21 protein-coding genes are annotated in these 23600 nt (G+C 71.7%); 14 read left to right on the top strand and 7 right to left on the bottom strand.

Annotated elements, in window-relative coordinates; genetic code table 11:
- Window positions 1–337 precede the first annotated feature (337 nt).
- The 4 genes from OG207_RS17265 to OG207_RS17250 are packed head-to-tail and all read left to right on the top strand — an operon-like array spanning window position 338 to window position 5693.
- Window positions 338–2593 carry a cache domain-containing protein gene (locus OG207_RS17265; protein ID WP_402694271.1) on the top strand — a complete coding sequence of 752 codons (2256 nt, stop codon included), beginning with the start codon at window positions 338–340 and terminating at the stop codon, window positions 2591–2593.
- Between the two features lie 6 nt (window positions 2594–2599).
- The gene (gene pgsB / locus OG207_RS17260) at window positions 2600–4102 is read left to right on the top strand and encodes a poly-gamma-glutamate synthase PgsB (RefSeq protein ID WP_329099422.1); all 1503 of its coding nucleotides are present in this window, start codon (window positions 2600–2602) and stop codon (window positions 4100–4102) included.
- On the top strand, window positions 4099–4581 hold the full coding sequence (locus OG207_RS17255; RefSeq protein ID WP_030009641.1) for a poly-gamma-glutamate biosynthesis protein PgsC/CapC: 483 nt from the start codon (window positions 4099–4101) through the stop codon (window positions 4579–4581). Before pgsB ends, OG207_RS17255 begins: the two co-directional genes overlap by 4 nt.
- Window positions 4582–4622: 41 nt before the next feature.
- Window positions 4623–5693: a C40 family peptidase gene (locus tag OG207_RS17250; RefSeq protein WP_329099421.1), complete on the top strand. Its 1071-nt coding sequence runs from the start codon at window positions 4623–4625 to the stop codon at window positions 5691–5693.
- Between the two features lie 156 nt (window positions 5694–5849).
- Here OG207_RS17250 and OG207_RS17245 read toward each other — a convergent pair whose 3' ends face one another.
- A complete protein-coding gene (locus OG207_RS17245; RefSeq protein WP_329099420.1) occupies window positions 5850–6548 on the bottom strand; it encodes a SigE family RNA polymerase sigma factor in 699 nt (232 codons plus the stop codon).
- A 189-nt stretch (window positions 6549–6737) separates the two neighbouring features.
- Here OG207_RS17245 and afsQ1 point away from each other — a divergent pair, with 189 nt between their 5' ends.
- From afsQ1 to OG207_RS17230, 3 genes are read left to right on the top strand one after another with little or no spacing between them, the layout of a single operon-like run.
- Complete coding sequence (gene afsQ1 / locus OG207_RS17240; protein ID WP_063754818.1) at window positions 6738–7415, top strand: two-component system response regulator AfsQ1; 678 nt, start codon at window positions 6738–6740, stop codon at window positions 7413–7415.
- A gap of 53 nt (window positions 7416–7468) precedes the next feature.
- Window positions 7469–8899, top strand: coding sequence for a sensor histidine kinase (locus tag OG207_RS17235; protein WP_329107694.1), 1431 nt, complete (start codon window positions 7469–7471; stop codon window positions 8897–8899).
- Window positions 8892–9530: a hypothetical protein gene (locus tag OG207_RS17230; RefSeq protein WP_329107692.1), complete on the top strand. Its 639-nt coding sequence runs from the start codon at window positions 8892–8894 to the stop codon at window positions 9528–9530. The genes OG207_RS17235 and OG207_RS17230 overlap by 8 nt, the downstream gene beginning before the upstream one ends.
- Before the next feature lie 131 nt (window positions 9531–9661).
- Here OG207_RS17230 and OG207_RS17225 read toward each other — a convergent pair whose 3' ends face one another.
- Complete coding sequence (locus OG207_RS17225; RefSeq protein ID WP_329099418.1) at window positions 9662–10417, bottom strand: XRE family transcriptional regulator; 756 nt, start codon at window positions 10415–10417, stop codon at window positions 9662–9664.
- Between the two features lie 133 nt (window positions 10418–10550).
- On the opposite strand from OG207_RS17225, the gene OG207_RS17220 reads away from it, so the two are divergent.
- Both OG207_RS17220 and OG207_RS17215 read left to right on the top strand, forming a co-directional pair.
- The gene (locus OG207_RS17220) at window positions 10551–10784 is read left to right on the top strand and encodes a hypothetical protein (protein WP_329099417.1); all 234 of its coding nucleotides are present in this window, start codon (window positions 10551–10553) and stop codon (window positions 10782–10784) included.
- Window positions 10771–11238, top strand: coding sequence for a hypothetical protein (locus OG207_RS17215; RefSeq protein ID WP_329099416.1), 468 nt, complete (start codon window positions 10771–10773; stop codon window positions 11236–11238). Before OG207_RS17220 ends, OG207_RS17215 begins: the two co-directional genes overlap by 14 nt.
- Window positions 11239–11461: 223 nt before the next feature.
- Here OG207_RS17215 and OG207_RS17210 read toward each other — a convergent pair whose 3' ends face one another.
- The 3 genes from OG207_RS17210 to OG207_RS17200 all read right to left on the bottom strand — a co-directional run bounded on the left by OG207_RS17210 (window position 11462) and on the right by OG207_RS17200 (window position 14960).
- Entirely contained in the window at window positions 11462–13120 is a 1659-nt protein-coding gene (locus OG207_RS17210) for a phospho-sugar mutase (protein WP_329099415.1), read from the bottom strand.
- 28 nt (window positions 13121–13148) lie between these two features.
- Window positions 13149–13955: a purine-nucleoside phosphorylase gene (locus OG207_RS17205; RefSeq protein ID WP_329099414.1), complete on the bottom strand. Its 807-nt coding sequence runs from the start codon at window positions 13953–13955 to the stop codon at window positions 13149–13151.
- Between the two features lie 567 nt (window positions 13956–14522).
- Window positions 14523–14960 (bottom strand): gamma-glutamylcyclotransferase, encoded by a 438-nt coding sequence (locus tag OG207_RS17200; RefSeq protein ID WP_328789036.1) that lies wholly within the window; start codon window positions 14958–14960, stop codon window positions 14523–14525.
- 196 nt (window positions 14961–15156) lie between these two features.
- Here OG207_RS17200 and OG207_RS17195 point away from each other — a divergent pair, with 196 nt between their 5' ends.
- The 3 genes from OG207_RS17195 to OG207_RS17185 all read left to right on the top strand — a co-directional run bounded on the left by OG207_RS17195 (window position 15157) and on the right by OG207_RS17185 (window position 18270).
- Window positions 15157–16596 carry an NAD(P)H-quinone dehydrogenase gene (locus tag OG207_RS17195; protein ID WP_329099413.1) on the top strand — a complete coding sequence of 480 codons (1440 nt, stop codon included), beginning with the start codon at window positions 15157–15159 and terminating at the stop codon, window positions 16594–16596.
- A 175-nt stretch (window positions 16597–16771) separates the two neighbouring features.
- A complete protein-coding gene (locus tag OG207_RS17190; RefSeq protein ID WP_329099412.1) occupies window positions 16772–17722 on the top strand; it encodes a DeoR/GlpR family DNA-binding transcription regulator in 951 nt (316 codons plus the stop codon).
- Between the two features lie 140 nt (window positions 17723–17862).
- On the top strand, window positions 17863–18270 hold the full coding sequence (locus OG207_RS17185) for a hypothetical protein (RefSeq protein ID WP_329099411.1): 408 nt from the start codon (window positions 17863–17865) through the stop codon (window positions 18268–18270).
- Between the two features lie 93 nt (window positions 18271–18363).
- Here the strand turns inward: OG207_RS17185 and OG207_RS17180 are convergent, their stop codons facing one another.
- On the bottom strand, window positions 18364–20127 hold the full coding sequence (locus tag OG207_RS17180) for an acetyl/propionyl/methylcrotonyl-CoA carboxylase subunit alpha (protein WP_329099410.1): 1764 nt from the start codon (window positions 20125–20127) through the stop codon (window positions 18364–18366).
- Window positions 20128–20736: 609 nt separating this feature from the next.
- On the opposite strand from OG207_RS17180, the gene OG207_RS17175 reads away from it, so the two are divergent.
- Both OG207_RS17175 and OG207_RS17170 read left to right on the top strand, forming a co-directional pair.
- Window positions 20737–22347 (top strand): MFS transporter, encoded by a 1611-nt coding sequence (locus tag OG207_RS17175; RefSeq protein ID WP_329099409.1) that lies wholly within the window; start codon window positions 20737–20739, stop codon window positions 22345–22347.
- A 155-nt stretch (window positions 22348–22502) separates the two neighbouring features.
- A complete protein-coding gene (locus tag OG207_RS17170) occupies window positions 22503–22994 on the top strand; it encodes a hypothetical protein (protein ID WP_329099408.1) in 492 nt (163 codons plus the stop codon).
- On the opposite strand, the gene OG207_RS17165 is transcribed toward OG207_RS17170, so the two are convergent.
- Window positions 22975–23598, bottom strand: coding sequence for a nucleoside triphosphate pyrophosphatase (locus OG207_RS17165; RefSeq protein WP_329099407.1), 624 nt, complete (start codon window positions 23596–23598; stop codon window positions 22975–22977). The two genes, OG207_RS17170 and OG207_RS17165, sit on opposite strands and share 20 nt — an antisense overlap.
- Window positions 23599–23600 lie beyond the last annotated feature (2 nt).

Here is a 23600-nt window from a genome sequence, read left to right as displayed (position 1 = left end):
CAAAACGGCACAAAGGGCGATGAAAGCGCCGCACAGAGCCGCAATCGTTATTCGCCTGGTCGGTGGAGCGTTCATAGTCGTACGAAAATAACGGAGTGATGCCCTCCGCTTCTCGTCCCTCCGTTCCTCGTCCCGGCTCGCCCACCATCGGGCCCCGCCGACGGACCGGCCCGCGCTGACCGGACGCACCGGGGCCCGCGCGGCAGGTCCCGCGCGCCCCGCAAGCCCAGATCATCACACTCCCTAGGCCGCACCGGCTCCAGGACAGAACGAAGAGGAGCCCGCGTTGGCCGCGTCGCGACCGAAGCGGCGGCATGGGACCCGCCTGCGGGCCGACATGTCGCTGCTGGGCGGCATCCGTCCGCCCATCGCCGCCCTGTCCGCCCTGCTGCTGGCCCTCGCCGCCCTCACCGCGTTCCAACTCGGGCACGTGGGCCGGGAGCCCGTACCGCCGGCCGTCCTCACCTCCCAGCAGTACTTCGCGGAGGACGGCGCCATCGCCCTGCGCGCCTCCCTGGACGAGAGCATCACGGACATCGGCAGGACCTCCTCCCTGTTCAGCTCCGGCGAACCGGTCTCGCCCGACTCCGTGCTCGACAAGCTCGGCAGCGTCTACCAGAAGTGGCGCGGCACCGCCGTGATCGAGATCAAGTCGGGCCGTCTGGAGGCGCAGCGCGGCGAGAACCTCCCGCTGACCGCCCTCGACCTGACCGCGCTCGACGGGGAGTCCGGCCTCGCCCCCCGCATGGTCCGGCTGGAGAACGGCGAGACCCGCCTGCTCACCCTCGCCCTGCTGTCCTGGCCCGACCGCCCCCAGCAGCTCCTGGTCGCCTCCAGCAGCCTGAAGGTCCCGGGCATCAGCCTGGGCCGGTCCCGGGCCGTCGCCGTCCTCGACTCCTCCGGCCAGGTCCTCGGCAGCGACGGCATCGGCGGTTCCGCCCAGGAGAAGAAGCAGCTCGGGAAGTTCGCGAAGACCGTCGCCCAGAAGGCCGGGCAGCACCCGCTCCAGGCCAAGGAGCCCGGCTCCGGCGGCTTCGCGGGCATCAGCGGCAGCCTGCTCGGGGACTCCAAGGACGGTCGCCGCTCCGTGGCCGGCTACGCGAAGCTCACCGGTTCGCAAGCCGGCGTGGGCACCGACGCCACCGCACTCGGCCTCACCGTCGTCTCCTTCGTCGGCGTCGCTGAGGAACGCTCCGCCGCCGTCGACTCCTTCTTCTGGATCGCCGCCTCCGCCGCCCTGCTGGTGCTGGGCGCACTGGCCGTGGCCCTGCTCGTGACCACCGTGCAGCGCCCGCTGCTCCGGCTGTTCCTGGAGAGCCGCCGGATCGGCCGCGGCGACCTGTACCGGCCGGTCACCGTGCCGAAGTACGGCGAGGCCGCCCGCATCGGCGCCGCTCTCGACCGGCTGCGCCGGCAGCTTCTCGGCGCGCCCGTGGCCCGTACCGAGGGCCCCCGCAGGGGCCGCCGCGCCCGGATCGGGACCCGCGCCCTCCTCGGGGTGTGCGGGATCCTGCTCCTGGTGTGGTCGGCGCCGCTCCTGCTGACGCTCAATCGCGCGGGCGCCTCCGTCGCCGTACCCAAGACGATCGTCGAGGACCAGCGCGAACGCACCGACACCCTGGCCGACCGAGTACGCCGCGCCCTCAACGAAGGGCACGCCGACCTCACCTCCGTCGCCTCCGTCATCGGCGAGAAGACCACCCCGGCCGAGCTGACCAAGCTGCTGGAACGCACCCGCAACCAGCACGGACGCTACGAATCCCTCTACGTCCTGAACGCCGACGGCACCGTCCTGGCCCGCGCCGGCGGCCCGCCCCACCACCCCGCCGGCAAGGGCCCCGCGAAGCAGCCCGTCACCCTGGTCGACAGCGGCAACCGGCCCGTCATCACCGAGTACGCCGAGGCTCCCGGCCTGGCCGGCGCCGTCGTCGGCGAACTGCGCATCGACTTCCTCAACGCCCTGCTCAAGCGGCCCGGCCTGGGCGAGGTCCGCGTCGTCGACGCGGAGCGCCGGGTGATCGGCGGCAACAACGGCTACCGGGCCTTCACGTCGCTGCCGGACACCAAGCTCGACGCCCTGGTGCACTCCGCCAACGACAAGAGCGGCGCGGACGCGAAGAGCGCCGCCGACGAGAAGACGGACAAGGGCCCGCGCGCCAAGAGCACCCTGCTCCGCGACGGCGGCGTCTCCATCGCCGCCGCGGCGCCGATGACCGGCGGCGGCGTGGCCCAGCCCCTGAACTGGACCGTCGTCACCTGGCAGCCGGCCAAGGGCCTGGAGATTCCCGCGTACACCACCCAGAACCGCACCGTCCTGGCCGGACTGCTCGGTCTCACGGGCGCCGTGGCCTGCCTCGGTTGGATCCACATCATCGTGGTGCGGCCCCTGCGCGACCTCGCCCGGCGCGCGGAGGCCCTGGCCGACGGCGACCGCCGCACCGTCGTCTATCCGACCCACCACGACGAGGTCGGCGCCGTCACCCGCAGCCTCGAAGTCATCCGCCTGCAGCTGCTGGAGCAGCGCAAGCGGGACGCCGCCGGCGCCGCCACCGGCCGGACGCCCGGCCGTGCCGCCCCGGCCGGAAGGAACTGATCCCCCGTGCTCTTCCTCTACTGCGTGCTGCTCTTCTGCTGCCTGGTCATGCTCGTCGCGGGCGTCGTCGAGCAGCGCCGGCACTACGCCAACCTCGCGCAGATACCGAACCGGGTGCTGGTCAACGGCATCCGCGGCAAGAGCTCCATCACCCGGCTGTGCGCGGGAGCCCTGCGCGGCGGCGGGCTGCTGACGGTCGCCAAGACCACCGGCACCGCGGCCCGCTTCATCCACCCGGACGCCACCGAAGAGCCCGTCTACCGGAAGTTCGGCATCGCCAACGTCGTCGAACAGATCGGCATCGTCCGGCGCGCCGCCGCCTACCGGCCGCACGCACTGGTCATGGAGTGCATGGCGGTCATGCCCGCACTCCAGGAGATCAACCAGTCGAAGCTGATCCAGTCGACCATCGGCGTCCTGTGCAACGTCCGCGAGGACCACGTCGCCGAGATGGGACCCACCCTCGACGACATCGCGCGCTCCCTGTCGCGCTCGATGCCGCACGGCGGAATCTGCGTCACCGCCGAGAAGGAGCGCTTCCACGTCCTCCAGGAGGAGGCCGACGCGCGCAACTGCACGCTCGTCTACGCCGACCCCGACACGGTCAGCGACGACGAGCTGCGCGGCTTCAGCTGGTTCACCTTCAAGGAGAACGTCGCCATCGCGCTCACCGTCGCCGAGCTCCTCGGCGTCGACCGCGAAACCGCCCTCCAGGGGATGTACGACGCGCCGCCGGACCCCGGCGTGCTCTCCGTCGAGCGGTACGTGGCCCCCGGCGGCAAGCGGGTGCGCTTCGCCAACGTCTTCGCCGCGAACGACCCCGAGTCGACGCTGATGAACATCAACCAGCTCCTCGACCTCGGCGCCGTCGACCGCCCCCTGAACGTCGTCATCAACTGCCGCCCGGACCGCGTCGAGCGCAACGGCCAGATGGGCGCGATCGTCCCGGACCTGATGCCCGACAAGGTCTTCGTGATCGGGCACCCGGCCAAGAGCGCCATCGACGCGATCCCGGCCGAGTGGCGCGGGCGCGCCGTCGACCTCGGCGGCGACCAGCGCGACGGCGAGGAGTTCATGAACGAACTGCTCGGCCACCTGGGCGAGACCTCCTCCCTGGTCGCCATCGGCAACATCCACGGCCAGGGCGAGATCCTCCTGGAACACCTGGCGGAACTCCCCGGCTTCGAGGACGAGCCCGACCCGGAGGAGCCCTTCGCGGCGGACCCGGACCGCGAGCCCCCCGTACCCCGGCGGACCGCCCCCGTGGCACCGCTGTACGTACCGCACCTCGACCCGTACGCCGACCTCAGCGCCGCCCAGGAAGCCCGGTTCGTGCAGCCCCCCGTGCCACGGCAGTACGTCCACCCGCCGCAGCCGGACGGGCAGTGGCACCAGGACCCCCACCCGCAGCAGCAGTACGGGGAGCCCTGGCCGCCCCGCCCGTACGAGCCCCACCCGTACGAGCCCCACCCGAACCAGCAGTGGCAGAGCCCAGGAGACCCCCGTTGATCCCCGCAGTCCTCACCCCCGAGATCGCCGCGATCGGCATCGCGCTGGGCCTGCTCTTCTCCCTGCTGTGCTACCTGACGACGAACCTCTCGCCTGGCGGCATGATCACCCCCGGCTGGCTCGCGCTCACCCTCATCGAGGACCTGCAGCGCGCCGCGCTCGTCGTCGGCATCACCGCCCTGACGTACGCGCTCACCCTCGTCACCCAGAAGTTCGTCATCCTCTACGGCAAGCGCCTGTTCGCGGCCGTCGTCCTCATCGGGGTGCTCCTCCAGGCCACGGTGGTGATCGTGCTCCAGATGAAGTTCCCCCTGCTGTACGCGAACCAGACCCTGGGCTTCATCGTCCCCGGACTGATCGCCTACCAGCTCGTCCGCCAGCCCAAGGGCGCCACGCTGCTCGCCACCGGCTCCGCGACCCTCATGACGTACGTCGTCCTGACCTCGGGCATCCTGCTCGGCTTCATGCCGCACGCCTGACCGACGCCAGCCCGACCACCCGCACCGCCCGGAGCACACCGATGACCGCCAAGCCCGCCCGCCGCACCCACCCCGTCCTGCACGCCGCCGTCGTGGGGATCCTGCTGGCCGGCAGCGCGTACTTCACCTACGAGCTGCGCAAGGAGGAGCAGGCCAAGGCCCCCGCGGTGCTGCGCGTCACCGACCGGGCGCAGCAGGGCGGCGCCCAGGAGGGCGCCCAGAAGTGGGAGCGGTTGAAGAACCCGGAGCGCTCCGTCCTGCGCGGCGCCGACGGCGCCGTCCTCGCCACCTTCACGGACGGCGCGCGCACCGCCTCGCTCACCGGCAAGAGCCGTACCTTCACCGAGCCGGCCACCACCAAGACCCGCGTCGTCACCGACAACTGGGTCCGCCTGCTGCCGGAGAGCTGGCGCAGCGGCGCGGAGCGCGAGCAGTGGTTCCAGGACTGGTTCAAGAAGTACTACGGGAGCGAGGAGGACGACCTGTTCGCCTTCGCCTTCCAGTACGGGGACCAGGCGCCGGTCAAGAAGGACGCGGCCGGCGTCCAGTACGCGGGCGACGCGTCCTTCGGGCCGCTCAACCCGAAGGGCTCCGAGGGCAACGACCTCCGCCTGGAGCAGTCGGACTTCTACGACTACCTCGGCATCCCGTACACCTTCCGCAACGGCACCACGCAAGCGCCCGAAAAGGCCAAGCACCGGTCCCTGGACTGCTCCGGCTTCATCCGCACCGTCTTCGGCTACCGCGCCCGCTTCCCCCTCATGGCCTCCGACACCGGCGGCAACGGACTGCCGCGCACCGCCAACGGAATGGCCCGCTCGAAGACCGGCGTGGACGTCCTGCCCCTCAAGGGCGTCGGCCCGCAGGACCGGCCGGCCTCCATCGACGTCCTCCAGCCGGGCGACCTGGTGTTCTTCAAGCTCGACGGGCGCACCGGCGACCGTCTGGACCACACCGGCATGTACCTCGGCAACGACACCGACGGGCACAAGATCTTCATATCGAGCCGTGAAGAAGCCAACGGCCCCACCATCGGTGACAAGGGCGGCGCCTCCCGCCTCGACGGCAACGGCTACTACGCGGCCGCCCTGCGCAGCGCCAAGCGCCTGTGACCCGGTCGTCCGTGCGGCCCGCGGACGCACCGGACGTGCGAAAAGGCGAGATCAAGCGGACCCCCGTCCGCTTGATCCCGCCTTTTCCCCCCGCGACCCCCGCCCCACCCCCGTAGGACGGGCCCCCTGGCCCGATGGCTTTTTGTGTGCGCCGCGTTACGCGACGAGCTCCTCGAAGGACTCCGCCTCGTCACGGCCGAAGCTGAGCGCCTCGTCCTCCCGCAGGCGGCGCAGCGAGCGCCAGATGCTCGACTTCACGGTGCCGACGCTGATGCCGAGGATCTCCGCGATCTCCGGGTCCGTGCGGCCCTCGTAGTAGCGGAGCACCAGCATGGTGCGCTGCGGCTCCGGGATCCGGGTCAGGGCCTGCCACAGCACCGCGCGCAGCTCCGTACCGCGCATCGCGTCCGTGTCGGAGGCCGTCTCCGGCAGCTCCTCCGTCGGGTACTCGTTCAGCTTCCGCCGACGCCACGCGCTGATGTGCAGGTTCGTCATGGTGCGGCGCAGGTAGCCGCCGACGGCCGCCTTGTCACTGATCCGGTCCCAGGCGCGGTAGGTGGAGAAGAGCGCGCTCTGCAGCAGGTCCTCGGCCTCGTACCGGTCGCCGGTGAGGTGGAAGGCCGTCGCGTACAGGGCGGCGCGCCGCTCCTGGACGTACGCCGTGAACTCCGCCTCCGAGATGGAGGAAGGAGTCTGCTCGGCGGCGGGAACCGCCTGGTACTGGTGTGCGTCAATGGCTACGACGTGGGCCGGCCGGGGACGGGCGACCGCAACCGTACGGACACCCGCCCGGCGGTTCACATCGTGCAGCCGCGTGACGACCGCGCTGGTCGTGGTGCTGTGCAGCGTGTTCATCTCGCGCCCCCCGTCGTGGAGTGTCTCTGCTTCGGTCCGTCGTGCGTTGATGAAAAGATTGCCCGGCCGACTTAACCGCGGTGTCCGTCGACTGTCACAGCCGTGTCACAGCGACTTCTGACAGGACCCCGACAGGATCACGTCGCGCGACGGTCGAACTCCCGACGGCCGATGGGACAGAATGAGCCCGTGCCTTTCCTGTTGCTGATCGAGGACGACGACGCCATCCGCACGGCCCTCGAACTCTCCCTGTCTCGCCAGGGCCACCGTGTGGCCACTGCGGCGACGGGCGAGGACGGCCTGAAACTGCTGCGCGAGCAGCGGCCGGATCTGATCGTGCTGGACGTGATGCTGCCCGGAATCGACGGCTTCGAGGTGTGCCGGCGGATCCGCCGCACCGACCAGCTGCCGATCATCCTGCTCACCGCGCGCAGCGATGACATCGACGTGGTCGTCGGCCTGGAGTCCGGAGCCGACGACTACGTGGTCAAGCCCGTCCAGGGCCGGGTCCTCGACGCCCGGATCCGGGCCGTACTGCGCCGCGGCGAGCGCGAGTCGAGCGACTCGGCGAGCTTCGGCTCCCTGGTCATCGACCGGGCCGCCATGACCGTGACGAAGAACGGCGAGGACCTGCAGCTCACGCCGACCGAACTGAGGCTGCTGCTCGAACTGAGCCGCCGGCCCGGCCAGGCGCTCTCGCGCCAGCAGTTGCTGCGGCTGGTCTGGGAGCACGACTACCTCGGTGACTCGCGGCTCGTCGACGCCTGCGTGCAGCGGCTGCGCGCCAAGGTCGAGGACGTGCCGTCCTCGCCCACCCTGATCCGTACCGTCCGGGGCGTCGGCTACCGCCTGGACTCCCCACAGTGATCCGGGCGTTGCTCGCGGGCCGACGCTGGACCAGCCTGCGGCTGCGGCTCCTCATGGTGTTCAGCCTGGTCGCGCTCACGGCCGCGGTCTCGGCCTCCGGCATCGCCTACTGGCTCAACCGCGAGGCCGTCCTCACCCGCGTCCAGGACGCGGCACTCGGCGACTTCCGGCAGGAGATGCAGAACCGTGCCGCCGCCCTGCCCGCCGACCCCACCGCCGAGGAGCTGCAGCGCACCGCCGAACTGATGGCGGGCAGCAGCCCCGGTTACAGCGTGCTGCTGGTGCAGGTGGGCAAGGACAACCGGCAGGTCTTCGGCGCGGCGGGGCCCGACTCCTTCGGGCTGGCCAACGTACCGAAGTCCCTGCAGAACGCGGTGAACGACCGGCAGAAGACCACCGCCGCGAACGACTCCGAATACCACGTGTACTGGCAGCGGACGAAGCCGAACGGCAATCCGTACCTGATCGGCGGGACGCGGATCGTCGGCGGCGGGCTCACCGGCTACATGTACAAGTCCCTGGCGCAGGAGCGGGACGACCTGAACGCGCTCGGCTGGTCGTTGACCATCGCCACCGGTCTCGCGCTGCTCGGCTCAGCCCTGCTGGCGCAGGCCGCGGCCCGCACCGTGCTCAAGCCCGTGCAACGGCTCGGGGACGCGGCGCGGCGGCTCGGCGAGGGCGAGCTGGACCACCGCCTCGACGTGTCGGGCACGGACGAACTCGCCGACCTGTCGCACACCTTCAACAAGACGGCCGAGGCGCTGGAGAAGAAGGTCGCCGACATGAGCGCGCGGGAGGAGGCCAGCCGACGGTTCGTCGCGGACATGTCGCACGAACTGCGGACGCCGCTGACGGCGCTGACGGCGGTCGCCGAGGTGCTGGAGGAAGAGGTCGAAGACCTCGATCCGATGATCGCACCGGCGGTGGCACTGGTGGTCAGCGAGACCCGGCGGCTGAACATCCTGGTGGAGAACCTGATGGAGGTCACCCGCTTCGACGCGGGTACGGCCAAGTTGGTGCTGGACGACGTGGACGTCGCCGACCAGGTCACGGCCTGCATCGACGCCCGGGCCTGGCTCGACGCGGTCGAACTCGACGCCGAGCGGGGCATCGTGGTCCGCCTCGACCCGCGCCGCCTCGACGTCATCCTCGCCAACCTGATCGGCAACGCCCTCAAGCACGGCGGCTCGCCGGTACGGGTGTCGGTGACGGTGGAGGGGGAGTGGCTGGTGATCGCGGTGCAGGACAACGGTCCGGGCATCCCCGAGGAGGTCCTGCCGCACGTCTTCGACCGCTTCTACAAGGCGAGCGCGTCGCGGCCGAAGTCGGACGGCAGCGGGCTCGGCCTGTCGATCGCCGTGGAGAACGCGCACATCCACGGCGGCGACATCACGGCCGCCAACGTGGCGGGCGGCGGGGCGCTGTTCACGCTGCGGCTACCGGTGGACGTGGGAAAGGTGATCGCGGGTGACGAGGATGCGTAGGGCGCTGCCGGTTCTGCCGACGGTACCGGTGGTGCTGGTCCCGTTCGTCGCGGTGGCCCTGCTCGCCACGTCGGCCTGTGGGATCCGGGCGACGACCGTGCCCGTGGACGTGGGCCCGGCACCGTCGCGCGTGTCGTGCGACACGCAGGAGCAGCCGAGCGGGGTGCAGGGCTTCCGGGCCACCGTGGAACTGGTCTGCGGATCGCAACTGGTGGGTGTGGAGCGAGTGGTTCCGGTGCCCGAGAAGAAGCCCGTACGGGACCCCCTGGCGCTGGTCGCACAGGCGCTGCTGGAAGCGCTGGAGCGGACGCCGAGCACGGAGGAGCACGACGCCGGCTTCACGAGCGAGGTCCCGCTCGGGCTGTCGGCGGGACTGCCGAGGGCGGACGACCCGGCGGGCACGGTGCGACTGAGTCGCAAGCCGGAGGACCTGCCGCCGGTGGCGCTCTCGCAGATCGTGTGCACGCTCGCGGGCAGCGAGGCGCTGAAGGCGACCCCGGGCCCGGTGATCCTGGGCGGGCCGGACGTGGATCCGCCGCGGGCGTGGGAGTGCACGGAAGCGGTCCGCTCGCGGCCGGAGTCGGTGCCGACGCTGGGCGAACTGGTCCGCCCGACGCCCACTCCTTCCTGACGCGCCGCAGGTTCCGGTCGGTTCGGGCGGGTGTGGCGCCGGCCTCCGACCGGCGTGCGCGCCGCACCGTCGTGGGCCGTGGCGTGCGCCGACGTCGCGGCGCCACCCGTGTCCGACCACGCGACGGACGGTTACGACGCGTACGGTGTACCCCGCTCCCACAACTCCTCGGCATGGCCGGCGAACCGGTCGAACATGCCCTCCTCGCCGCGTCGGCGCAGGTGGAACATGGGCGAGTCATGCCCGATGACACGAGCGAGGTGAGGTGTGACGAGAGCGTCGGAGTCGAACAGGAAAACGCTGAGCCCCACATGGTTCGTGGCGTCCTCCGGGGCGCTGACCCGCACTTCCAGGCCGTCCAGGGGGCCGAGCCGATCCAGTTGTTCCAGAGTCATACGGATGCGAGTGGAGACGGTGAGGGCCGCGCCCTCGATGGCCTCGCGCCGACGGGTGGTCTCCCCGCTCGGATCGCCCAACAGGAAACGAACCCGACAGCCGCTCGCGACCTTCTTCCGGATGATCCCGGAAAAGTCAGGGATCATGGTCCAGAAGAAGTAGTTCGTGTACCCGGACAGCAGCATGTCGGCAGTCGTTTCGGCGGCGAGCTTCGCCCACACCGTGGAGGGGCACGCGGAACGGTACGGGTATGAGTGGACGAGTTCCCTGTCCTGCCCCACCTTCATGCGGCCGGTCACTGCCTCGGGCCAGATCATGCGCTCTTCAACTCCCAACGCCCGCGCCACATCTGCACGGTTCCGAGCATGCGGTACCAGCTCCGGATCGGCTAACCAGCGGGTCACGGTTTTCCCGGATACCCCGATGCGGTCAGCCAGTTGATGTGGCCTCACACCAGCATCGGCCATAGCCGAACTCAAGGCCGTGTTCAAGGCTCCTCCACGGGACGTCTGGGCGTTCTTCGGAACATAGCGCGGAACGGTCCAACTGGCTCCGGATATGGGGAGATACGTCCCAGCGCAAGGAGCAGTCTGAGTCCATCGACGACCGGATGCCGGAGGTCTGATGGACAGGTACGAACGTGCGGTCAGGGGCGGGGTCGTCATGACTCCACCTGAACGCTTCACTTCGCTGGAACAGCTGGTGGCGGCCTTGGCCGTCGTCTGCTCGGACGAGCACGACCGTGCCCGCCGGCTCTTCGGCGAGGGCTACGAGCGTCGGCTGCGGATACTTACGGCTCCGAGCGCGTCGGATGGTTTTGCCGATGGCCCGGGCGATGAGCGTGATGACCGTGCCTGACGGCGAGATGCGGCACGTCTGCGGGGTGACCGGTGAGCTGCCCAGGGCTCTGGCATTCGCCGCGGTGCAGGTTGCCGACGACGGCCGGGAGGGTCTCGACCTGATCGATCCGACCCTCCGGTGCACCCTCGCACCGCACCGTGGGCGCCACCATGACCTGGTCCTGGACATGGACGGCGAAGACAGCGCCGTCTGGACCTCTTGGCGCAGTGGAGAGCCCCCGTTCGCCGTGGAAGTCCTCAGGAACTGTGGTACGAGCGACGCCATGGGGCACGGGGACGTGTGCACATACTTCGCGGGCCACCCCCACGAACATTCTTGGGCCTTGTTCGATCCGGTGCTGGCGTACATCGACCAGCACATGCCCGGGGCGCTGCTCCAGGCGGCCGCGCCGTTCCTGTACGTCGCGAGCCGGGCACTGCGCCAGGGCGAAGGCCGGCAGGCGCCGTGGTGACGGGTAGCCGTTCGCAGGCTCCCGGGGACGGTGAGGCCCCCGAGCCGGAGCTCAAGGGGCCGAGGGGGGAGCAAGTAAGAGGCCCGGTCCCGCCGGACGGGGCGGGACCGGGCCGGTCAGGGGGTCGGGGCTCCGGCCGCGTGCCCGACGGACGGAGTCCGGCACGGCGGCGCGGGGCCGGTGAGGCCCCCGGGGCCGGGGCGCGCGGGGCGCCCCGACGGGATCAGATGCCCATGGCCGCGGAGAGGTCCTTCTTGATCGCGTCCAGGACCTCCTGGCCGCGGACGCGGGCCGCAGCCAGGTCGGCGGCCTCGGCCACCGGGACCACGACCTCCAGGTAGCACTTCAGCTTGGGCTCGGTGCCCGACGGGCGGGCGATGACCCGGGCCTTGTACGCGCCGTCCAGGTAGTAGCGCAGGCCGTCCGTGGGCGGGAGGCTCTCCGTGCCCTTGGACAGGTCCTCCGCCGAGACCACCTGCAGACCGGCGAGAGACACCGGCGGCTGCGCGCGCAGCGCCGCCATCGCGTCGGCGATGATCGACAGGTCCGAGACGCGCACCGACAGCTGGTCCGTGGCGTGCAGGCCGTGGGCCATCGCCAGGTCGTCGAGCAGGTCGGTCAGGGTGCGGCCCTGCTCCTTGAGCACCGAGGCCAGCTCGGCCACCAGCAGGGCGGCGGTCACGCCGTCCTTGTCGCGGACGCCCTCGGGGTCCACGCAGTAACCGAGCGCCTCCTCGTACCCGTAGCGCAGGCCCTCGACGCGGGCGATCCACTTGAAGCCGGTGAGGGTCTCCTCGTAGCCGACGCCCGCCGCCTCCGCGATCCGGCCCAGGAGGCTGGAGGAGACGATGGACTCGGCGAAGACGCCGCGGGCACCCTTGTGGACCAGGTGGGCCGCCAGCAGCGCGCCGACCTCGTCGCCGCGCAGCATCCGCCAGCCGTCCGCGGTGGGCACGGCCACGGCGCAGCGGTCCGCGTCGGGGTCGTTGGCGATCACGATGTCGGGCTGGACCTCGGCGGCCTTCGCGAAGGACAGGTCCATCGCGCCCGGCTCCTCCGGGTTCGGGAACGCCACGGTCGGGAAGGCCGGGTCGGGCTCGGCCTGCTCGGCGACGAGCACCGGCTCCGGGAAGCCGTGCCGGGCGAAGGCCGCCATGACGACGTCCTTGCCGACGCCGTGCATGGCCGTGTAGACGGTCCGCACGCCCCGGGGGGAGCCGGGGGTCAGGACGGCGTCCGTGCGGTGCAGGTAGGCCTCCAGGACCTCGTCGCCGAGCTCCTGCCAGCCGGACTCCGGGCGCGGTACGTCGGCCAGCTTCTCGACCGCCGCGATCTGCGCCGCGATCTCGGTGTCGGCCGGGGAGACGATCTGCGAGCCGTCGCCGAGGTAGACCTTGTAGCCGTTGTCCCGGGGCGGGTTGTGGCTCGCGGTCACCTCGACGCCGGCGACGGCGCCGAGGTGCCTTATCGCGTACGCGAGGACGGGCGTCGGCAGCGGGCGGGGCAGGAGGGCCGCGCGCAGCCCGGCACCGGTCATGACGGCCGCGGTGTCGCGGGCGAAGTCCGCGGACTTGTAGCGGGCGTCGTAGCCGACGACGACCAGGCCGCCGTCGTGCCCCTGGGCCTTCAGGTAGGCCGCGAGGCCGGCCGCGGCCCGGATGACCACGCCGCGGTTCATCCGCATCGGGCCGGCGCCGATCTCACCGCGCAGTCCGGCGGTGCCGAACTGCAGGGTGCCCGAGAAACGGTCCGCGAGCTCCGCGGTGTCGCCGGCCCCGATGAGCGCGGCCAGTTCCGCGGCCGTCTCCGGGTCCGGGTCCTCGGCCAGCCAGGCCTGCGCCCGGGTGATCAGGTCGTCCTGTGCCTGTGCCTGTTCCTGCACTGCTTCCGCCTTAGCTCTCGTACGTCGATCAGATGCGGGCGAGGACCTGCGTCAGCAGCGTGCCCATGCGGGCGGCCGAGTCGCGGCCGGCCTGGAGGACCTCTTCGTGGTTCAGCGGCTCGCCGGACAGGCCCGCCGCCAGGTTGGTGACCAGGGAGATGCCGAGCACCTCGGCGCCGGCCTCACGGGCGGCGATGGCCTCCAGGACGGTGGACATGCCGACCAGGTCTGCGCCCATGACGCGGATCATGTTGATCTCGGCCGGGGTCTCGTAGTGCGGGCCGGGGAACTGGACGTAGACGCCCTCTTCGAGGCTCGCGTCGATCTCCTTGCACATCGCGCGCAGGCGCGGCGAGTACAGGTCGGTGAGGTCGACGAAGTTCGCGCCGACGATCGGCGAGGTGGCCGTCAGGTTGAGGTGGTCGCTGATCAGGACGGGCTGGCCGGGCTTCATGCCCTCGCGCAGACCGCCGCAGCCGTTGGTCAGCACGACGGTCTTGCAGCCGGCGGCGACGGCGGTGCGCACGCCGTGGGCGACGGCGGCGACGCCGCGGCCCTCGTAGTAGTGGGTCCGGCCGAGGAAGACCAGCGCGCGCTTGTCGCCGATCTTGTACGAGCGGACCTTGCCGCCGTGGCCCTCGACGGCGGCGGGCGGGAAGCCGGGCAGCTCGGTGACGAGGAACTCGGCCTCGGGGGCGCCGAGCGCCTCTGCGGCGGGGGCCCATCCGGAGCCCATGACGAGGGCGACATCGTGGGTGTCCACGCCGGTCAGCTCACGCAGGCGGGCGGCTGCGGCGTCGGCGGCGGCGAAGGGGTCGGTAACAGATGCGTTCACGCGGACGAGCGTAACCGCTTTCCGGCTACGCGCGTAGATGGCACAGCTCACGGTGTTCGGATCGTTGCCTTGTCGTTTCCGCCCAAACGTCCCCGTGGGGGTGGCGGGCCGTGCGGGGCGGCTACGGCGCCGCAGCCGGCGGGGCCGAAAGAACGGGGCTCCGCCCCGAACCCCGCGCCTCAAACGCCGGCGGGGCTGAGTGTGGGGCTCGCCCCGGGCCCGGCGCCTCGAGCGCCGGCGGGGCTGGAGCTGTGGGGCTCTGCCCCGGGCCCCGCGCCTCAAACGCCGGCGGGGCTGGAGCTGTGGGGCTCCGCCCCGAACCCCGCGCCTCAAACGCCGGCGAGGCTGGAACCGAGGGGCTCGCCCCGGCCCCAGGCCTTGAGCGCCGGCGGGGCTGGAGCGGCGGGGCTCGCCCCGGGACCCGCGCCCCGTGCGCCGGCGAGGCCCGGGGCGGGTGCGACCCGCCCCGGGCCCTGCGCCTTGAGTGCAGGTGGGGCCGGGGCGGCGGGGCGGAGCCCCGGTCCTGCGCCGGGCGGGGCGGAATCGGGCGAGCGGCCCCGCAGGGGGTCAGCAGGGGCGCTTGCGGATTTCCATCACGTAGTCGTGGGGGGCGCCCGCGGACTCGGCGGCATCCGCGATCTCGCCCAGGTAGCGGGCCGAGGGCAGACCGCCCTCGTAGCCGTTCAGGACGTACACCCAGGCCGCCTCCTCGCCGTCCAGCGTGTGCACGCGCACCCGCATCCGCCGGTAGATGTCGAGCCCGACACCCTCCCAGCGGTCCATCGAGTCCTCGTCCAGCGGCGCGATGTCGTACAGGGCGACGAAGACCTGCTGGCGGGGGGCTTCGACGATGGTGGCGAGAGCGCCCTCCCAGCCCATCTGTTCGCCGCCGAAGGTCAGCCGCCAGTCGTTGATCCAGCCCGTGCCGCGCAGCGGCGAATGCGGAGCGCGGCGCGTCATCAGCCGCGGGTCGAGGTTGCCGGCGTACGCGGCGTAGAGCGACATGGAGTCGAGAGTACGGGAGGGGTGCCGGTGCACGCGTGCCCGGCGGGTACCCCCGGACGGAGTCGGGGAGAGGGACCGGGCGCGAAGCACCGTGAAGCGTGCGGGACAATGGAGCACGGAATGCATCCCCCGGGGAGACCCCCCGGAACACCGGCCGGGGCGGCAGCCGGCCGGGTAGACGTGAGGCGGACTTTTCGTGACCCGGATCGTGATCATCGGCGGCGGACCCGGCGGGTATGAGGCAGCCCTGGTGGGGGCCCAGCTAGGCGCGGAGGTGACCGTCGTCGACTGCGACGGTCTGGGCGGGGCCTCGGTCCTGACCGACTGCGTACCCTCCAAGACTCTGATCGCGACCGCCGAGGTGATGACGACCTTCGACTCCTCGTACGAGGAGCTCGGCATCGTCGTCGCGGACGACACCCCGCACATCGAGCAGGCCGCGCGCGTCGTCGGCGTGGACCTCGGCAAGGTGAACCGGCGCGTCAAGCGCCTCGCGCTCGCCCAGTCGCACGACATCACCGCTTCCGTCACCCGGGCCGGCGCCCGCGTGGTGCGCGGCCGCGGCAAGCTCGGCGGGCCGCAGGGCATCGACGGCACCCGGGACGTCATCGTCACCGCCGCCGACGGGACCGAGACGATCCTGACCGCGGACGCCGTCCTGATCGCGACCGGCGGCACCCCGCGCGAGATTCCCGACGCGATGCCCGACGGCGAGCGGATCCTGAACTGGACCCAGGTCTACGACCTCGACGAGCTCCCCGAGGAGCTCATCGTGGTCGGCTCCGGTGTGACCGGCGCCGAGTTCGCCGGCGCGTACCAGGCCCTCGGCTCCCGGGTGACCCTCGTGTCCTCCCGCGACCGCGTGCTGCCCGGCGAGGACCCGGACGCCGCCGCCGTGCTGGAGGACGTCTTCCGGCGCCGCGGCATGAACGTCGTCGGGCGCTCGCGCGCCGAATCCGCCAAGCGGGTGGGCGACCGGGTCGAGGTCACCCTGTCCGACGGCCGCGTGCTGACCGGTACGCACTGCCTGATGGCGGTCGGCGCGATCCCCAACACCAAGAACATGAACCTGGAGGAGTCCGGGGTCCGCCTCAAGGATTCCGGGCACATCTGGACCGACAAGGTCTCGCGCACCTCCGCGCCCGGCGTGTACGCCGCCGGTGACGTCACGGGCGTCTTCGCGCTCGCGTCGGTCGCGGCGATGCAGGGCCGCATCGCGATGTACCACTTCCTCGGTGACGCGGTGGCCCCGCTGAACCTCAAGACGGTCTCCTCGAACGTCTTCACCGACCCCGAGATCGCCACCGTCGGCTACACCCAGGCGGACGTGGACGCCGGCAAGATCGACGCCCGCGTGGTGAAGCTCCCGCTGCTGCGCAACCCGCGCGCCAAGATGCAGGGCATCCGGGACGGCTTCGTGAAGCTGTTCTGCCGTCCGGGCACCGGCATCGTCGTCGGCGGCGTGGTCGTCTCCCCGCGCGCGAGCGAGCTGATCCACCCCATCTCGATCGCCGTCGACAACAACCTGACGGTCGAGCAGATCGCAAAAGCGTTCACCGTGTACCCCTCGCTGTCGGGCTCGATCGCCGAGGTGGCCCGTCAGTTGCACACGCGGAAGGCCGCCGGCGAGGCGTGAGCCCCGCTAACCGCCGCACACCGTAAGGGGTTTGGGGCGGGGTGCGGTTTCGTGGCGAGAAGTTCACCCAACTCTCGGGCCGCGTATACCACTAGTCGCCCCGCCTTATGGACAACTTCGGTATTCCGGCGCAAAGAGCTGAAAGCAGACGGTCGTTGGCGTTACTGTCAGTTTCGTGTTCGCTGCAGAACGTCGCCAATTGATCCTCGAAATGGTGCGGGCCAACGGAGCGGTGTCGCTCCGGGAGCTCGCCCGCGTCGTCCAGACCTCCGAAGTGACCGTACGGCGGGACGTGCGGGCACTGGAGGCAGAAGGACTCCTCGACCGCCGACACGGCGGTGCGGTCTTGCCGGGCGGTTTCACGCGGGAGTCCGGCTTTCCGCAAAAGTCCCATCTCGCGACGGCGGAGAAGACCGCCATTGCCGATGTCGCGGCCTCCCTCGTCGAAGAGGGCGAGGCCGTCGTCGTCGGCGCGGGCACCACGACCCAGGAGCTGGCCCGTCGGCTCGCCCGGGTGCCCGGACTGACCGTCGTGACCAACTCGCTGCTCGTCGCCCAGGCCCTGGCCCACGCGAACCGGGTGGAGGTGGTCATGACCGGCGGCACCCTGCGCGGGTCCAACTACGCCCTCGTGGGCAGCGGAGCCGAACAGTCCCTCCAGGGGCTGCGGGTCTCGCGGGCCTTCCTGTCGGGCAGCGGTCTGACCGCCGAGCGCGGGCTCTCCACGTCCAACATGCTGTCCGCCAGCGTGGACCGGGCGCTGGTGCAGGCGGCGGCGGAAGTGGTGGTGCTGGCCGACCACACGAAGCTCGGTACCGACACCATGTTCCAGACGGTGCCCACCGACGTGATGACGCGGCTGGTGACCGACGAGCCGCCGCCGCACGACGACCGGGCGGGTACGGAGCTGCAGGCGCTGGCGGACCAGGGCGTGCAGATCACCGTGGCCGGCGGCCCCGTCGCCTCCGGCGGCGTGGATGGCATGGGCGCCCGCCGCCCCCGCCGGGAGTCCCCCCTGCCGGTCCAACGTCGCGGCGGCCCGACGGCCCAGCTGCGCAGCGCGTCGCCGCTGTCGGACCCGGGTGAACGCGAACGGGCCCGGGTGGCGGACATGCGGCGCCGGTAGCACCGCCGCCGGCCCGGCGGCGTACGACGGAGCGGAGCCGCATCGGCTATCGATGTTGTTCCGGGGCGTCCGATGAGGAAGTCTGGTTCACCACCACGGACGACAAGATCGACGAGCGAACGATGTGAGGTGGATCCACGGTGAGCGAGAAGGAGACGTATTACCTGTTCGCCGGATTGGCTCCCGCCGGAGACACGGTCGCGGAATCATTTCGCGAGGGCGATGTCGAAGGCCTGTGGCGCCGCCTCGTGGCCGATCTGACGGCATTCTACGGAGAGCCCCATGAAGTGACCCGGAGCTCCTTCCAGCTCTTCAGCCACTTCCGGTCGGACGAGTTCTTCGCCCAGCTCATCGTGGACTGGTCGACGGCCGACTGGCCGCGCAACATGGTTCCGGCGTCCATCCGGCTCGCGCACGCGGAGGACGCGGAGGCGTTCGCGCACTCCCTGTACGACCACCTCGACCGCCTGGGCGGCTACTGCCTGGCGTTGGAGGAGAACGACTCGGAGTACGTCCGGTGCAACTTCACGAGCCCCTCCGCGTTCTAGCCCTTGGGGCGGAACTCCGGCAAGGAAGACGGCCCGCACACCCCGGAAGGGGCGTACGGGCCGTCTTTCGTCTCGCGGCTGCTGCCGGGGAGGTCAGTCCTTGATCTCGCAGATCGTGGCGCCCGAGGTGACGGACCCGCCGACCTCGGCGGTGAGGCCGACGACGGTGCCGGAGCGGTGCGCGTTCAGCGGCTGCTCCATCTTCATGGCTTCGAGTACGACGACCAGGTCGCCCTCGTTGACCTGCTGGCCCTCCTCGACCGCGACCTTGACGATCGTGCCCTGCATCGGGGAGGCGAGGGTGTCGCCGGAGGCGGCCGGGCCGGACTTCTTGGCCACGCGGCGCTTCGGCTTCGCGCCACCGGCGGCGGCCGTGCGGGCCAGGGTCATGCCCAGGGACGACGGGAGCGAGACTTCGAGGCGCTTGCCGCCGACCTCGACGACCACCGTCTCGCGGCCCGGCTCGTCCTCGGTGTCGTCCGCGGCCGGAGCCGTGAACGCCGGGATCTCGTTGACGAACTCGGTCTCGATCCACCGGGTGAAGACGGTGAAGGGGCTGCCGTCGGTGGGGGCGAACGCCGGGTCGGCGACGACCGCACGGTGGAAGGGGATGGCCGTGGCCATGCCCTCGACCTCGAACTCGGCGAGCGCGCGGGCGGCGCGCTGCAGGGCCTGCTCGCGGGTGGCACCGGTGACGATCAGCTTGGCCAGGAGCGAGTCCCAGGCCGGGCCGATCACGGAGCCGGACTCGACGCCCGCGTCGAGGCGGACGCCCGGACCGGTGGGGGCGTTGAACTTGGTGACCGTGCCGGGCGCCGGGAGGAAGCCGCGGCCCGGGTCCTCGCCGTTGATGCGGAACTCGATGGAGTGACCGCGCAGGACCGGGTCGCCGTAGCCGAGCTCCTCGCCGTCGGCGATGCGGAACATCTCGCGGACCAGGTCGATGCCGGAGACCTCTTCGGTGACCGGGTGCTCGACCTGGAGGCGGGTGTTGACCTCCAGGAAGGAGATCAGGCCGTCGGCGGAGACGAGGAACTCGACGGTGCCGGCGCCGACGTAGCCCGCTTCCTTCAGGATGGCCTTGGAGGCGGCGTACAGCTCCGCGTTCTGAGCCTCGCTCAGGAACGGTGCAGGGGCCTCCTCCACGAGCTTCTGGTGGCGGCGCTGGAGGGAGCAGTCACGGGTCGACACGACGACCACGTTGCCGTGCGAGTCGGCCAGGCACTGGGTCTCGACGTGGCGCGGCTTGTCGAGGTAGCGCTCGACGAAGCACTCGCCGCGGCCGAAGGCGGCGACGGCCTCGCGGACGGCGGATTCGTAGAGCTCCGGCACCTCTTCGAGGGTGCGGGCGACCTTCAGACCGCGACCGCCACCACCGAAGGCCGCCTTGATGGCGATCGGCAGGCCGTGCTCCTTGGCGAAGGCGACGACCTCCTCGGCCCCGGAGACCGGGTCCGGCGTACCGGCGACCAGCGGCGCGCCGGCGCGCTGGGCGATGTGACGGGCGGCCACCTTGTCGCCGAGGTCACGGATGGCCTGCGGAGGCGGACCGATCCAGGTCAGGCCGGCGTCGATCACGGCCTGGGCGAAGTCGGCGTTCTCGGAGAGGAAGCCGTATCCGGGATGGATGGCGTCCGCACCGGAGTCGGCTGCGGCCTGGAGGACCTTGGAGATGTCCAGGTAGCTGGCGGCCGGGGTGTCACCGCCCAACGCGAAAGCTTCGTCGGCCGCGCGGACGTGCAGGGCGTCCCGGTCCGGATCGGCGTAGACGGCTACGCTCCCGATCCCGGCGTCCCGGCAGGCCCGAGCAACGCGGACAGCGATTTCGCCACGGTTGGCGATGAGCACCTTGCGCACGATGGCTCCCTCCTTGAAACAAGCTGAGTTTAGGGACAGCCCACACGGCCTTTCGACCCTCCCCCGGTGGTGACCTTGCCCACACAGAGTGTGATGCGAGGGTCGATCCGCCGGAGAACCCTTGTGGCGCCCCAGGTCAGGGGGATCCCCGACTGCACAGTAACCCCGTCATGTAGTCGAGGTCTCTGTCTCTCCGGTCAGCGGCCCCGGGTGATTCTTTGTTGAGTCCCTACGAACGGCCCACAGTTTCTCTGCGGTCGTAAGCGGAGTTGTCCCCTTGTTTACTGATTGGTAGCCCGGCCGTCCCGCTGGGTGAACAGGGACAACACCGTACCCACTGCGATGCGGACCGTACGGGCCCGGACGGGTGGCAGCGCGCCGGGCGTGTCCTACGGATGGACGACATCGGGGCCCGCGACCGCGCGGCGGTGGCGGTGGCGGCATCGGCGTGACAACCCGGGCGGGCCGAACGGCGTCTCACGAACTGCGTGGAAACGACGACGACGAGACGAGGGCGAGGCACATGGCGTTAGAGGACTCCGTTCCGGGGCCCGCTCCCAACCGGTCCGGCGCGGCGGGGGCCGCGCGCTGCTCACCGGCGGCCGGGGCGTGAGCGCCGGGACGGAGGCGCCCGCGGATCCGGCCGGGCGCCGGGTCCTGTCGGCGGCGCTGTTCGCCAGCGCCCCGGCGGAGGTGTTCGATTTCCTGCTGCCGTTGTGGGCCGGCTCGACGCTGGGCGCCGGGGCCTTCGTGGTCGGCATGCTGATCGCCTTCGAGGCGGTGCTGTCGCTGATCGTGCGCCCGCTGGCCGGGGAGCTGGCCGACCGCTTCGACCAGCGGCGGGTGGCCGCGGTCGGCGCGGGTCTGTACGCCCTGTCGTTCGCCGGCTACGCGCTCGCCGACTCGCTGGTGGTGGCCTTCGTCGCGGCGGGCCTGGGCGGCGCCGGCGGCGCCCTGTTCTGGGTCGCCCTGCGGGCCTGGACCGGGCAGCGGGCGCAGGGCGGCGACGGCACCTCCGCCTACGGCAGGTTGCTGTCGGCGGAGGGTCAGGGCGCCTTCGTCGGCTACCTGGTGGCGTTCTCCCTGCTGGAACGCGGTGGCTATCCGCTGCTGTTCTGGCTGGGCAGCGCGGCCTGCGCGGTGGCGACGGGCTTGCTGCTGCGCGGGCCCCGCCAGGAGCGGGCCCGTGCCGCGACCGGGCGCCGGGAACGGTGGGGTGCGGCGGAGCGCCGGCTGCTGCCGCTGATGGTGGTGTCCGCGGTGACGGCCGCGGCCGAGGCGGGGCTGTGGATGCTCCTGCTGCTCCGGCTGCAGGCGGACCTGGGGCTGTCCCCGAACGAGATCGCGCTGGTGTTCACCCCCGGTTTCGTGGTGTTCGTCCTGCTGCCGGCGCACGCGCACCACCTCACCGACCGGCTGGGCCGCACCCCGGCCATGGTCGCCTCGTTCGCGGCGGGCGCGCTGTTCGCCGGAGGGCTCGCGGTGGTCTCCACGCCGCCGGCCGTCGCCGTCCTGTGGACCGTGGCCGCCGCCTGTTTCGCCGCGCAGATCCCGGTGGAGCAGGCGACCGTGGCCGCCGCCTCCGGGGGGCGGATCGGCCGGGCCATGGGCCTGTACGAGAGCGCCCGCCTGGCCGGTGTGGTGGTCGGCCCCCTGGTGATGGGCCTGCTCTACGAGGAGGCCGGTTGGGTCGCCGCCTGCGCGGCGGCCGCGGCCACCTCGGTCCTGGGGGCGCTCGTGGTGCCGTACGCGGTCCGCACCCTGGGCCTGGCGCAGGAGGACAAGGAGTCCGGGCCGCGGCCCGGCGACGGGGGAGGGGGCCAAGGGGCCACCGACATCGACAGGGGCATCGACATCGACACGAACACGGGCACGAACACGAACACGGACACGAACACGGGGACGGGGGCGGACATGAGCGAGCGGGAAGTGGCGCGGCCGGCGGCGGAGACCGGCCCCGGGCCGAAGGCCCATGCCCGCAAGGAGCGGCGGGACTGGTACCTCCACACGGTCGCGTTCGCGCTGGGGCAACTGGTCCTGTGGTACCTGGACTCCAGCTGGATCGTTCGGCAGCTCACCGATGGTGCCGTGCCCGACGGGCAGCGCGGACCGCTGGTCTGGGTCGGCCGGATCTGGCTGACCATCTGGGTGATCGACACCGTCTGGTCCTGGTCGTACACCGTCTGGCCGCGGGAGAAGAAGCCGAAGCCGTCGGCGTAGTCCCGACGTACGGCGTGGCGCGGGGCGCGGTGCGGGCGCGCCGTGGGGCGGGAGACGTCTGCAAGCCGGGTGCGCGGATGTCTTGCCCGCCGGGCTACCCGTTAGTAGCCTCCAGGGCGTCGAACGGGCTTGTGACACGTGGGGGTGGGGGCGTCGTGCTGCGAAGACTCGTGGCCGGACTGGCCGCGATCGTGCTCGTCGTGGAAGCGGCGGCGCTCGTGCTCGTCCACATCGTGCTGGGCCGGACCACGGCGAACCAGTCGATGTCGATCGCGGGCAGCGATCCGGATGTCATGTCCAAGGCGACCTACGTCATGGGGGCGGGCATGGGCGCCTTCCTCGTCCTGTGCGCCGTGCTCGCCGCCACCACCGCGCTCCGCGACCGCTCCCCGGGCCGCTTCGGCCGCGTCGTGCTCATCAGCGGCGCCGTCGCGCACGGGGTGCTCGGCATCCTCTGCGTCGCCTTGGTCGGCTGGGCCGCCTTTGCGGCGATGATGTTGATCCTGTGTCTGCTCGTACTGACCCTGACGTCCTACGCCGCCCGGCCCGCCCGGCCCGGCGGGAACGGCAGCGGCGAGGGCGGTGCGGGCGGGGACACCCCGCCGCCACCGCCGCCGTTCGGGGAGCTCAAGCCCACAAGTCCGTGATGGACACGTCCAGTTCGCCCAGCAGGGAACGCAGCAGCGGCAACGACAGCCCGATGACGTTGCTGTGATCCCCGTCGATGCCGTCGATGAACGGCGCCGACAGCCCGTCCAGGGTGAACGCCCCCGCCACGTGCAGCGGTTCTCCGCTCGCCACGTACGCCGCCACCTCAGCGTCCGTGGGCTCACCGAACCGGACCGTCGTCGACGCCGTGGCCGAGACCTGACGGCCGTCCGCCGTGTCGATCACGCAGTGCCCGGTGCGCAGCACGCCCGCGCGTCCGCGCATCGACTTCCAGCGCGCGGTGGCCTCCTCGGCGTCCGCCGGCTTGCCCAGGGCCTCGCCGTCCAGCTCCAGCACCGAGTCGCAGCCGATCACCAGGGCGCCCGCGGCCTCGTCCAGCCCCGCCACGACGGCGGCCTTCGCCTCGGCCAGGGCCAGCGCCAGGGCGGCCGGCTCGTCGTGGTTCAGGGTGTCCTCGTCGAAGCCGCTGACGATCACGTGCGGGGCGAGCCCGGCCTGCCGCAGCAGGTTCAGCCGGGCGGGGGAGGCGGAGGCCAGGACGAGCGTGCGCCCGGTCGTGGAGGGCTCAGGTGTCGCAGTCATGG

This window comes from Streptomyces sp. NBC_01439, from assembly GCF_036227605.1.
Classification (GTDB): Bacteria; Actinomycetota; Actinomycetes; order Streptomycetales; family Streptomycetaceae; genus Streptomyces.
Note: the sequence above shows the minus strand (reverse complement) of the source record. Positions and strands in the feature narration are given on the sequence as shown.

Coding starts and splice junctions, on each gene's coding strand:
- OG207_RS17230 (WP_329107692.1), top strand. CDS start 8,892: ATGCGTAGGGCGCTGCCGGTTCTGCCGACGGTACCGGTGGTGCTGGTC.
- OG207_RS17265 (WP_402694271.1), top strand. CDS start 338: ATGTCGCTGCTGGGCGGCATCCGTCCGCCCATCGCCGCCCTGTCCGCC.
- OG207_RS17245 (WP_329099420.1), bottom strand. CDS start 6,548: ATGAACACGCTGCACAGCACCACGACCAGCGCGGTCGTCACGCGGCTG.
- OG207_RS17250 (WP_329099421.1), top strand. CDS start 4,623: ATGACCGCCAAGCCCGCCCGCCGCACCCACCCCGTCCTGCACGCCGCC.
- OG207_RS17200 (WP_328789036.1), bottom strand. CDS start 14,960: ATGTCGCTCTACGCCGCGTACGCCGGCAACCTCGACCCGCGGCTGATG.
- OG207_RS17165 (WP_329099407.1), bottom strand. CDS start 23,598: ATGACTGCGACACCTGAGCCCTCCACGACCGGGCGCACGCTCGTCCTG.
- OG207_RS17235 (WP_329107694.1), top strand. CDS start 7,469: ATGGTGTTCAGCCTGGTCGCGCTCACGGCCGCGGTCTCGGCCTCCGGC.
- OG207_RS17220 (WP_329099417.1), top strand. CDS start 10,551: ATGGACAGGTACGAACGTGCGGTCAGGGGCGGGGTCGTCATGACTCCA.
- OG207_RS17215 (WP_329099416.1), top strand. CDS start 10,771: ATGACCGTGCCTGACGGCGAGATGCGGCACGTCTGCGGGGTGACCGGT.